This is a genomic window from Amycolatopsis sp. NPDC059021 (assembly GCF_042739895.1).
In the GTDB taxonomy this organism is placed as follows: Bacteria; Actinomycetota; Actinomycetes; order Mycobacteriales; family Pseudonocardiaceae; genus Amycolatopsis.
In genome coordinates, this window is sequence record NZ_JBHYIQ010000152.1 from 7245 (window position 1) to 18069 (window position 10825).

Here is a 10825-nt window from a genome sequence, read left to right on the forward strand (position 1 = left end):
GCCCGTCAGTAAGGGCACGCGCGGATTCACCGTAAGGGGGCTGGTGTTACGCCGCCGATACGGCCTCGGCGGGTTTCTTCGTCAACGCCTTTTCGGCGAGGAATCCGAAAATCAGGCCCAGGGAAACCCACAAAGTCAGCTGTGTCCCCACCGATGCGGTACGGAAACTCCACAGCGTCGATCCCGGGAACGTCGCCGGGACTTCGTCGATCACCGGCATCAGCCACGCGGCCACCGCCATCACGACGACGTACCCGGCGCACGCGAGCAGCCCGCCCCGCCACGCGCCCAGCGCGTCGGCGAGTTTGCGGCCGAAGGCGGCGGCGAGAATCCCGGCCAGCAGGGAGATCGCGACGAAACCGAAGTACAGTTCGGTGCGTTGCCCGATCGTGCCCGCCTGGCCGACCGCGGGCGGGTTCGCCGGGTACTTCAGGAACGGCACCAGGAAGACCACCGCGAAGGCGCCGCCGGTGAGCAGCGCCGTCGTGACACGAGGTCGGAGCGTGCCGAGCCTGCCGTAGACGAACGCGAAGGCGAGCGAGAACAGCCCACCGATCGCGACGCCGTACACCGCGACGCCCGCGAAGAGCCCGAGAGTGCTCTGGATGTCGCGCGGGACGACCTCCTCCTCGTGCTCAGCGGGCGCGGGCGCGGTTGCGGGCTCGGCGCCCGCGCCGTGGTCGTGCGAATGGGAGTGCGCGGCGCCGCCCGACTCCTCGATACCGATGGCCGCGTTGACCGACGGTTCACCGAAGAGATAGGCGAAAACGAACGCGAGCACACCGGCGATCAGGCCCGCGAGCATCCCGCGGACCAGCAAGGTCCTCATCATGAGTGGCGCGGCCCCGCTCAGTGGCAGGGGAAGGCCAGCAGGTGCCGGCCGTCGTGCACGAACTCGTGGACGTAGGTGTTCGCGAACACCGAGAGCGCGCCCTGCTCGGTGCTGACGAAGTACAGTGCGATCAGCGCGAGGAGGGTGACGAACACCGCCCACGGCACGATTTCGCGGATCGGGATCCGCAGCGGGATGGGGGCGGCTGTGATCGCCGGGTTCGTCACGGTGACCTCCTAGGGCTTGCGCGGCCTCGTCGGGGACAACTGCTCGACGGCTCCGGGTCTGGCTTCCCCCTCGGGGGTCACAGTGGCGCGACCGCGCGGATTCTCACCGCGTTCCGGATTCCGTCGTCTGGCCGTCTGAGAGTAGGTCCGTGTGAAGGGGGCGTCAATGTGACGATGCTGGATGTGACGCCCTCGATGCCACAATGCGGTCATGGACACGGTGGCCGCGCTCGACGTCGGCGGTACGACGATCAAGGCCGCGCTGCTCGACGCGCAGCTCGGCATCCTCGAAGAACGGCAGGTCCCAACGGCACGCGGCGCGGACGGGACGGCGCTGGCCGCGCAGGTCACCGCGCTGGTCCGGGAGATGGGCAGCGGGACGTCGGTGCGCGCGGTGGGTGTCGTGGTGCCGGGGATCGTCGACGAAGAGGCGCGGGTCGCGCGGTTTTCGGCGAATCTCGACTGGCGGGACGTCCCGTTCGGCTCGTTGCTGGAATCGCGGCTCGGGCTGCCGGTCGCCTTCGGGCACGACGTCAGCGCGGGCGGCCTGGCCGAGTTCCGGGTCGGGGCGGGGCAAGGCTGTGCCGACGCGGCGTTCGTCGCTGTCGGGACCGGGATCGCCGCGGCGTTGCTGCTCGACGGCCGGATCTACCGGGCGCACGGGCTCGCGGGGGAGATCGGGCACATCGACGTCGGGCATTCGCTGCGGTGTGGCTGTGGAGCGGTCGGTTGCCTGGAGGCGAGTTCTTCGGCGTCGGCGATCGCGCGGCTTTACTCCGAACGGGCGGAACGTGGTGTCGACGGCGCGTTGCCGGTGATCGATCTCGCGCGGGACGGCGATCCAGTGGCGAGCGCCGTGGTGTCCGAGGCGGTGGACGGGCTCGCGCGCGGCCTCCGCACCTTGCTCACGCTGCTCGGCCCCGAGGTGATCGTGCTCGGCGGTGGCCTGTTCGCGGCGGGGGAGTACGTTGTCGCGCCGCTGCGGGAACGGCTGGCGGCCTCGCTGACTTTCCAGCGGATGCCCGAACTCCGCGTCGCGAAACTCGGCCCCGAGGCAGGCCGCCTCGGGGCGGGCCTGCTCGCCCTCGACCTGCTGGCCAAAGACCGTTAAGGCCACCTTACGGGCTCCAGACGCCCGTAAGGTGGCCTTAACGGCACCGCGGGAGAATCAGGCCTGTACGCGCAGAAAAGCCTGTGACAGCACGAAGATCGGGCCCCTTCCCCAGTGAATCGCCATCCGGTTGGACGGCACGCCGCCGGCTCGAGCCCCCTCGTCACCGACGGCGTCCCCTACATCCAGATTGCTCCCCGTCACCGTCTCCCCGCCACTCATTTCCCGCTTTCACTCGAAAAGAGCAAGGGAAGGCGTGCGCAAGTGGCGATCTCGCGTGCGTGAACGGAGATCTCGCGTGTTTGGCCGGGGATGCCGTCCAAGCACGCGAGATCTCCATCGGATCACGCGAGATCGCCGTTTCGGGTCAGGAGATGGGGCGGTCGGTGGGGCGGATGGGGGCGGGGAGGACGTCCCGGCCGGTCAGGTAGGCGTCGACGGCGGAGGCCGCGGAGCGGCCCTCGGCGATGGCCCACACGATGAGCGACTGGCCGCGGCCCATGTCGCCTGCCACGAACACGTTGTCCAGGCTGGTGCGGAAGTCCTTGTCCCGCGCGACATTCCCGCGCGGGTCCAGCTCGACGCCGAGCGACTCCAACAGGCCCTCCCGCTGCGGGCCGACGAAGCCCATCGCGAGCAGCACCAGCTGCGCGGGCAGTTCCCGCTCGGTCCCGGGGACCGGGACGAACTTGCCGCCCTCGTTGCGCACCTCGACCAGCGAAAGCGCCCGGACGCGGCCATTCTCGTCACCCAGGAATTCCTGCGTGTTCACCGAGTACAGCCGTTCGCCACCCTCCTCGTGCGCCGAGGAGATCCGGTAGATCATCGGGTACGTCGGCCACGGGTGAGCGTCCGAACGCGACTCCGGCGGACGCGGCATGATTTCCAGCTGTGTCACCGATTTCGCGCCCTGCCGATGCGAAGTGCCGACGCAGTCCGCGCCCGTGTCACCGCCACCGATCACGACGACGTCGAGCCCGGCCGCGTCGAACGGCGACACGTCCAGCTCGCCCGCCGCGACCCGGTTCGCGGGCGGCAGGAACTCCATCGCCTGGTGGATGCCGTCCAGCTCGCGGCCAGTGATCGGCAGATCCCGCCACGCCGTCGCCCCGCCCGCGAGCACCACGGCGTCATAGGCGGACCGCAGTTCCTCCGCGGTGACGTCCACGCCGACGTTCACCGAGGTCCGGAATTCCGTGCCCTCGGCCCGCATCTGGTCGAGCCGACGGTCCAAACGGGACTTCTCCATTTTGAACTCGGGGATGCCGTAGCGCAGCAGCCCGCCGATCTTGTCGGCACGCTCGAAGACCACGACGCTGTGGCCCGCGCGCGTCAACTGCTGCGCCACGGCAAGTCCGGACGGCCCCGAACCGACGACGGCGACCTTCTTGCCGGTCTTCGTCACCGGGACCTGCGGGGTGACCCAGCCCTCCTCGAAGGCCCGGTCGATGATCGAGATCTCGACCCGCTTGATCGTCACCGGATCGTCGTTGATCCCGAGCACACAAGCGGTTTCACACGGCGCGGGACACAGCGTGCCGGTGAACTCCGGGAAGTTGTTGGTCGCGTGCAGCCGCTCGGCCGCGTCGCGCCAATCCTCCTGCCACGTCAGGGTGTTCCACTCCGGGATGAGGTTCCCGAGCGGGCAACCCTGGTGACAGAACGGGATCCCGCAGTCCATGCAGCGCCCAGCCTGCTTCTGGAGCTTCGTCGTCGCGAAGTCCTCGTAGACCTCGCGCCAGTCCATCAGCCGCAGATCCACCGGGCGGCTCTTCGGCGTTTCGCGCGGGGTGGTCAGAAAACCCTTGGGGTCAGCCATGAGCCGCCTCCGTGTTCTGCGGGACACTCCCTCGGGTGCGGGTGTCCCGCACAAGCACTGCCGGTCGGCACTCATAGCCAGCTTCGCGATTGTCAGCCATGAGCCGCCTCCATGATCGCCTCGTTCACGTCACGCCCATCCCGCTCCGCCTTGGCCTGAGCGGCGAGCACTCGCTTGTAGTCCTTCGGCATGACCTTGCCGAACCGGTCGGTGGCCGCGTCCCAATCCGCCAGCAGGGCCCGCGCCACGGCGGATTCCGTTTCGTTGTAGTACTTCTCCAAAGTGGACCGCAGGAATGCGACGTCCTCGGAGTCGAGCGGATCGATGTCCACCATCTCCGGGTTCACGCGGTGCGCCGGCAGGTCGAGCACGTAGGCGATACCACCGGACATCCCGGCCGCGAAGTTGCGCCCGATCTGGCCGAGCACCACCATCCGGCCCCCGGTCATGTACTCGCCGCCGTGATCACCGACGCCCTCGACGACGGCCAGCGCGCCCGAGTTGCGCACGCAGAACCGCTCGCCGACCTTGCCGCGGATGAAGATCTCGCCGCTCGTCGCACCGTAGCCGATGACGTTCCCGGCGATGATGTGCTCTTCGGCCGCGTACGTCGCTTCATGCGGCGGCCGCACGATGATCCGCCCACCGGACAGGCCCTTGCCGACGTAGTCGTTGCCGTCGCCGACCAGCCGCAGCGTGATCCCGCTCGGCACGAACGCGCCGAAAGACTGGCCCGCCGTGCCGGTGAAGGTGACGTCGATCGTGTCGTCCGGCAGGCCTTCTCCGCCCCAGCGCTTGGTCAGCTCGGACCCGAGCATGGTGCCGACGGTCCGGTTCACGTTGCGCACCGGCAGTTCCAGCCGCACCTTGTCGCCGGAGTTCAGCGCGCCCTCGGCGAGCTGGATCAGCGTGTTGTCGAGCGCCTTCTCCAGCCCGTGGTCCTGCTGCGTCTGCTGGAGCCGCAGCCCGGCGGGCGCCATCTCGGGCACGTGGAAGATCGGCGTCAGGTCCAGACCGGACGCCTTCCAGTGCTCGACGGCCTTGCGCTTGTCGAGGAACTCGGCGTGCCCGACGGCCTCGGCGATCGAGCGGAAACCCAGCTCCGCCAGGTACTCCCGGACCTCCTGGGCGATGAACTCGAAGAAGTTCACCACGTACTCGGCCTTGCCGCTGAACTTCTCGCGCAGCTTCGGGTTCTGCGTCGCCACGCCCACCGGACAGGTGTCGAGGTGACACACCCGCATCATGATGCAGCCGGACACCACCAGCGGCGCGGTCGCGAAACCGAACTCCTCGGCGCCGAGCAGCGCCGCGACGACGACGTCCCGGCCGGTCTTGAGCTGGCCGTCGGTCTGCACCACGATCCGGTCACGCAACCGGTTGGCCAGCAACGTCTGCTGCGTCTCGGCCAGGCCGAGTTCCCACGGGCCACCGGCGTGCTTGATCGAGGACAGCGGCGACGCGCCCGTCCCGCCGTCGTGGCCCGAGATGAGCACGACGTCGGCGTGTGCCTTCGACACCCCGGCCGCGACCGTCCCGACGCCGACCTCGGACACGAGCTTCACGTGGATGCGTGCCTTCGGGTTGGCGTTCTTGAGGTCGTGGATCAGCTGCGCCAGGTCCTCGATGGAATAGATGTCGTGGTGCGGCGGCGGGGAAATCAGCCCGACACCGGGCGTCGAGTGCCGCGTCTTCGCGATCCACGGGTACACCTTCGGGCCGGGCAGCTGCCCGCCCTCGCCGGGCTTCGCGCCCTGCGCCATCTTGATCTGGATGTCGTCGGCGTTGACGAGGTACTCGCTCGTGACGCCGAACCGTCCACTTGCGACCTGCTTGACCGCGCTGCGCCGCTCGGGATCGTAGAGCCGCTCCGGATCCTCGCCGCCCTCACCGGTGTTCGACTTGCCGCCGAGCCGGTTCATCGCGATGGCCAGGGTTTCGTGCATCTCCGCCGAGATCGACCCGTAGGAGATCGCGCCGGTCGCGAACCGCTTGACGATCTCCGAGACCGGCTCGACCTCCTCGATCGGCACCGGTGCGCGCTTGCCGTACTTGAAATCGAACAGCCCGCGCAGCGTCAGCAGCTTCTCGGACTGGTCGTCGACCGCCTTCGTGTACTCCTTGAAGATCTCGTACTTCCCGCTGCGGGTCGAGTGCTGGAGCTTGAACACGGTCTGCGGGTTGAACAGGTGCGGCTCGCCCTCGCGGCGCCACTGGTAGTCCGCGCCGGTTTCCAGCTCGCGGTGGTTGGCGTGGAAACCGTCGGCGGGGTAGGCGTGGCGGTGCCGCTGGGCGACCTCGTCGGCGATCGTGTCGAAGCCGACGCCGCCGAGGCGCGAGGTCGTCCCGGTGAAGCAGGTCTCGATGACCTCCTCGCCGAGCCCGACCGCCTCGAAGATCTGCGCGCCGGTGTAGGAGGCCACAGTGGACACTCCCATCTTCGACATCGTCTTGCGCACGCCCTTGCCCAGCGCCTTGATCAGGTTCTGGGTGGCCTGCTGCGCGGTGACGCCCGGAATCCGGCCCTGCAGCGCCATTTCCTCGACCGTCGCCATCGCCATGTACGGGTTGACCGCGGCGACGCCGTAGCCGACGAGCAGCGCGATGTGGTGCACCTCGCGCGCGTCGCCCGCCTCGACGATGAGGCCGACCTGCGTGCGGGTCTTCTCGCGGACCAGGTGGTGATGCACCGCGCCGGTGAGCAGCAGCGAGGGGATCGGCGCGTGGTCCTCGTCGACCCCGCGGTCGGACAGCACGATCAGCCGCGCGCCGTCTTCGATCGCCTCGGACACCTCGGCGCGGATCTCGTCCAGCCGCTCCAGCAGCGCCGCGCCGCCGCCGTGCACGTTGTACCGGCCGAGCACGGTGACCGCCTGGAACTCCGGCAGATCGCCGTCGTCGTTGACGTGCACGAGCTTCGCGAGCTGGTCGTTGTCCAGCACCGGGAACGGCAGCACGATCCGGCGGCACGACTTCGAGTTCGCGTCCAGCAGGTTCGGCTCCGCGCCGAGCTGGGTGCCGAGCGCCGTGACGAGCTCTTCGCGGATGGCGTCCAGCGGCGGGTTCGTCACCTGGGCGAAGAGCTGGATGAAGTAGTCGAACAACAGCCGCGACCGGCTCGAAAGCGTGGCGATCGGCGAGTCGTTGCCCATCGAGCCGATCGGCTCCGCGCCGGTGCGGGCCATCGGTTCGAGGATGGTTTCGAGCTCCTCGGAGGTGTAGCCGAAGGCCTGCTGACGGCGCACGAGCGCCGCGTGCAGCGGGATTTCGCGGTCACGGCCGGGAAGTTCCTCCAGCCGCAGCAGCCCGGCGTCGACCCATTCGTCGTACGGGTGCGCGGTGGCCAGCTCGGTCTTGATCTCCTCGTCCTCGATGATCCGCCCCTCGGCGGTGTCCACGAGGAACATCCGGCCCGGCTCCAACCGTCCTTTCCGGACGATCGTCGACTGGTCCAGCTCCAGCACGCCGACCTCGCTGGCGAGCACCACCAGGCCGTCGTCGGTGACCCAGTAGCGGCCGGGGCGCAGGCCGTTGCGGTCCAGCACCGCGCCGATCTGGCTGCCGTCGGTGAAGGCGACTAGCGCCGGCCCGTCCCACGGCTCCATCAGCGTCGAGTGGAACTCGTAGAACGCGCGACGCGCGGGGTCCATCTCCTGATGGTTCTCCCACGCCTCCGGGATCATCATCAGCACCGAGTGCGGCAGCGACCGGCCGCCGAGGTGCAGCAGCTCCAGCACCTCGTCGAAGGAAGCCGAGTCGCTCGCGCCGCGGGTGATGATCGGGTAGATCCGCTTGAGGTCACCGGGAATCAGGTCGGTGCCGAGCAGCGCCTCGCGGGCGTCCATCCAGTTCCGGTTGCCGCGCAGCGTGTTGATCTCGCCGTTGTGCGCGACGTAGCGGTACGGGTGGGCCAGCGGCCACGAGGGGAACGTGTTGGTGGAGAAGCGGGAGTGCACCAGGCCGATGGCGCTGGTGACGCGCTCGTCGGTGAGGTCGGGGAAGAACTTCTCGACCTGCGGCTCGGTCAGCATTCCCTTGTAGACGATCGTGCGCGAGGACAGGGAAGGGAAGTAGACCTCGTCCTCGGCCAGCTCGTGCTCGGCGCGCTTGCGAACGCAGAAGGCCGCGCGCTCCAGGGCGAGCCCGTCGAGATTGTTCCGGCGCCCGGCGAGGAAGAGCTGGGTGAAGTGCGGCATCGTCTCGGCCGCGGTGGGGCCGACGTGGTCGGTGTCGACCGGCAGTTCGCGCCAGCCGAGCAGGCGCATGTCCTCTTCGCCCGCGATGCGCTCGATGGCGCTCATCGCGCGGCCGCGCCGTTTCTCGTCGGTCGGCAGGAAAGCGGTCCCGACGGCGTACGCGCCCGCGTCGGGCAGTTCGAAGCCGGCGACCGCGCGGTAGAACTCGTCCGGGATCTGGATCAGCAGGCCCGCGCCGTCACCCGTGTCGGGTTCGGCACCACGTGCCCCGCGATGTTCCAGATTCCGCAGTGCGACAAGTGCTTTGGCCACGATCGCATGGTTCCGGCGACCTTGCAGGTCGGCGACGAACGCGACACCGCAGGCGTCGTGTTCGTATTCGGTGCGGTACAGGCCCTTGGCCTGCTCTTCCCCCGGATGGGGGACGGAACTAGTACGGTGGGTCACGGCTGGCCGCCTCCCAAGGCGTCGGCGCGACCGGCACGCACTCCATTAGGTGGTTCGAGCAGAACCAGTTAACAAAGTGGTCCGGGACCGCGATGGTCAGTCGAGAGCGAAGACGTCGTCCAGACCGTTATCCGCGAAGGGATTACGGCCGTCCTGGGACGGACATCGGGAGGACCGCACAGCATTGGGCGGCCGAACTGTGGTGGTGCTGCGCACGCGCCCGGGTGTGACAAGCCACTGTGGTGGGGGCCGGTCAGGGGGCACGCGTGTTACTCCCGGGTTCGCCGGGTCTTATGACGATAGTGTGAATTCGCCGTTATCGACATACGCCGGTGGCCGGGCGTGGGAAATGCCACGCTTACGTTGACGGCTCACGGGGTACTCCCCATCTGACGGAACCTCTTGCTCGCAGGCGGGGCGGAATCGTGCCCACCTGCGAAAACGTGCTGCGCCACCGGGTGTTCACGCGGGCGGGAGAGATGAGAAGCTGGCGGGATGACCGGTTCTGATCGTTACCTGTCCGTAGCTCGTGCCGGGGTGCACGAGATCGAGGTGAAGCGATCCCGGTTCCTCTGCGCGCTCGCCCCGGTCGACACCGCGGACGCCGCGCGTGAGGAGATCGCCCGGCGCCGCAAGGCCGAGCCCGGCGCGCGGCATCACTGCCATGCCTTCGTGCTCGGCCCGGACGGGCGCACCCAGCGGTCCAGTGACGACGGTGAGCCCGCGGGCACGGCAGGCACGCCCATGCTGGAGGTGCTGCGCCGCCGCGATCTGACCGACACCGTGGCCGTCGTCACTCGCTACTTCGGCGGTGTGCTGCTCGGCGCGGGCGGGCTGATCCGCGCGTACGGCCAGGCCGTGGCCGAGGCGCTCGACGTCGTCGGGGTCACCGAGTACCGGCGGCTGCACCTGGTCGAGGTCGTCGTCGACTACGGCCGCGCCGGACGCCTGGAGAACGACCTGCGGTCTTCGCCCTACCTGCTGCACGACTCCTGGTTCGACGACAACGCCCACTTCGAGATCGGGCTCGGCACCGGCCAGTGCGAGCCTTTTCACGGCTGGCTGGCCGACCTCACCGGCGGCGAGGCAGTGGCCCGCGAGCGAGGGGAGCGCTGGGTCAAGGCCGATTCGCCCACTCCGCGCGGGTGATCGCGTACTCGACCTCGCCGTGCTCGGCGCCCTCGATCGGTTCGGCCCAGTCCTCGTGGAAGGCCCGCACGAAGCGCATGCCGACCTTCTCCATCACCCGGCGTGAGCGCTCGTTCACTGCCATCGTGTAAGCGACCACCCGGCGTACGCCGAGTTCGGTGAATCCCTTGTGCAGCAGTGCGAGCGAGCCCTCGGTGGCGTAGCCCTTGCCCCACGCGCCGTGGTTGAGGCGGTAACCCAGCTCGGGCTCGTCGGCGGGTGCGTCTTCCTCGGGCCGGAAGTGGAACCAGCCGAGGAACGCGCCGGTGTCTCGCTCTTCCGCCGCCCAGAACCCGTAACCCTCGAACCGCTCGTAGTGCGTGAGGTAGTGCGGGATCAGGTCTTCGGCGATGTACGCCCTGTCGACGGGTGCGCCGCCGTTGATGAACCGCGTGACACGCGGATCGTTGTCGAGCGCGTACATGGCGTCGACGTCCTCGATCGTGAACCGCCGGAGGGCGAGCCGAGCAGTTTCCAGGAAAAGCTCCACCGCACGATGCTGCGGTGTCGTTCATTCCCGGGGCAACCGGATTTCCCCGTGGTTGCTCACGCGGCGGCCGCGTCCGGCCCGGCGAGTGCCGAGGACCCCTTTTCGGTCAGCAGCGCGGGGACCCGTTCCCCGCATTTGCCCGCTCTGGCAGGGCGGACAAATCCCAACCGCGCCAAGCGATGCGCGGTCAGCTGGTCACAACAGGCGAGCCCGTCGATGAACAGGTCCGGCTCGCAGCTGCAACTGATTTCGGCATGGCCCCCAGCCACGGCTCGCAGGGTGGCCCGCTCACGATGGTTCAGCTCGTCGATCATGGCGGTGCCTCCTTTCCTCACCGTTCCAGTGAAACTCTCACCACCGACATTTTCGTCTCTCCCTGTGCGGAATCGGGTATTTCTGCCCTTTCGGCTCGGCGAGTCGGCACCTTCCGGCCCAGCGTCACCGGTTCGTGGGGCGACTCCCCGTGCTCGGACGCTGCTTCGGCGTCGCGAACGCTCCGTTGGGGACGTTCAACG

General features: G+C 68.7%; 8 protein-coding genes. 2 read left to right on the forward strand and 6 right to left on the reverse strand.

Annotated elements, in window-relative coordinates:
• Nucleotides 1-46: 46 nt before the first annotated feature.
• A complete protein-coding gene (locus ACFWX1_RS45225; protein WP_378396112.1) occupies nucleotides 47-832 on the reverse strand; it encodes a CbtA family protein in 786 nt (261 codons plus the stop codon).
• A gap of 17 nt (nucleotides 833-849) precedes the next feature.
• Nucleotides 850-1059 (reverse strand): CbtB-domain containing protein, encoded by a 210-nt coding sequence (locus ACFWX1_RS45230; protein WP_378330225.1) that lies wholly within the window; start codon nucleotides 1057-1059, stop codon nucleotides 850-852.
• Between the two features lie 211 nt (nucleotides 1060-1270).
• On the opposite strand from ACFWX1_RS45230, the gene ACFWX1_RS45235 reads away from it, so the two are divergent.
• A complete protein-coding gene (locus ACFWX1_RS45235) occupies nucleotides 1271-2170 on the forward strand; it encodes an ROK family protein (protein ID WP_378396113.1) in 900 nt (299 codons plus the stop codon).
• Nucleotides 2171-2537: 367 nt separating this feature from the next.
• Here the strand turns inward: ACFWX1_RS45235 and ACFWX1_RS45240 are convergent, their stop codons facing one another.
• Both ACFWX1_RS45240 and gltB read right to left on the reverse strand, forming a co-directional pair.
• A complete protein-coding gene (locus tag ACFWX1_RS45240) occupies nucleotides 2538-3989 on the reverse strand; it encodes a glutamate synthase subunit beta (RefSeq protein ID WP_378396114.1) in 1452 nt (483 codons plus the stop codon).
• A 92-nt stretch (nucleotides 3990-4081) separates the two neighbouring features.
• Nucleotides 4082-8632 (reverse strand): glutamate synthase large subunit, encoded by a 4551-nt coding sequence (gene gltB, locus ACFWX1_RS45245; protein WP_378396115.1) that lies wholly within the window; start codon nucleotides 8630-8632, stop codon nucleotides 4082-4084.
• A gap of 495 nt (nucleotides 8633-9127) precedes the next feature.
• On the opposite strand from gltB, the gene ACFWX1_RS45250 reads away from it, so the two are divergent.
• Nucleotides 9128-9781, forward strand: a complete 654-nt coding sequence (locus ACFWX1_RS45250; RefSeq protein WP_378396116.1) for a YigZ family protein — start codon at nucleotides 9128-9130, stop codon at nucleotides 9779-9781.
• On the opposite strand, the gene ACFWX1_RS45255 is transcribed toward ACFWX1_RS45250, so the two are convergent.
• A complete protein-coding gene (locus ACFWX1_RS45255) occupies nucleotides 9750-10310 on the reverse strand; it encodes a GNAT family N-acetyltransferase (RefSeq protein WP_378396117.1) in 561 nt (186 codons plus the stop codon). The genes ACFWX1_RS45250 and ACFWX1_RS45255 overlap by 32 nt on opposite strands.
• Before the next feature lie 56 nt (nucleotides 10311-10366).
• Nucleotides 10367-10624, reverse strand: coding sequence for a hypothetical protein (locus ACFWX1_RS45260; protein ID WP_378396118.1), 258 nt, complete (start codon nucleotides 10622-10624; stop codon nucleotides 10367-10369).
• Nucleotides 10625-10825 lie beyond the last annotated feature (201 nt).

Excerpts from the sequence above, each read along its gene's own strand:
- ACFWX1_RS45225 (WP_378396112.1), bottom strand. The coding sequence starts at position 832 with ATGATGAGGACCTTGCTGGTCCGCGGGATGCTCGCGGGCCTGATCGCC.
- ACFWX1_RS45235 (WP_378396113.1), top strand. The coding sequence starts at position 1,271 with ATGGACACGGTGGCCGCGCTCGACGTCGGCGGTACGACGATCAAGGCC.
- ACFWX1_RS45240 (WP_378396114.1), bottom strand. The coding sequence starts at position 3,989 with ATGGCTGACCCCAAGGGTTTTCTGACCACCCCGCGCGAAACGCCGAAG.
- ACFWX1_RS45250 (WP_378396116.1), top strand. The coding sequence starts at position 9,128 with ATGACCGGTTCTGATCGTTACCTGTCCGTAGCTCGTGCCGGGGTGCAC.
- ACFWX1_RS45260 (WP_378396118.1), bottom strand. The coding sequence starts at position 10,624 with ATGATCGACGAGCTGAACCATCGTGAGCGGGCCACCCTGCGAGCCGTG.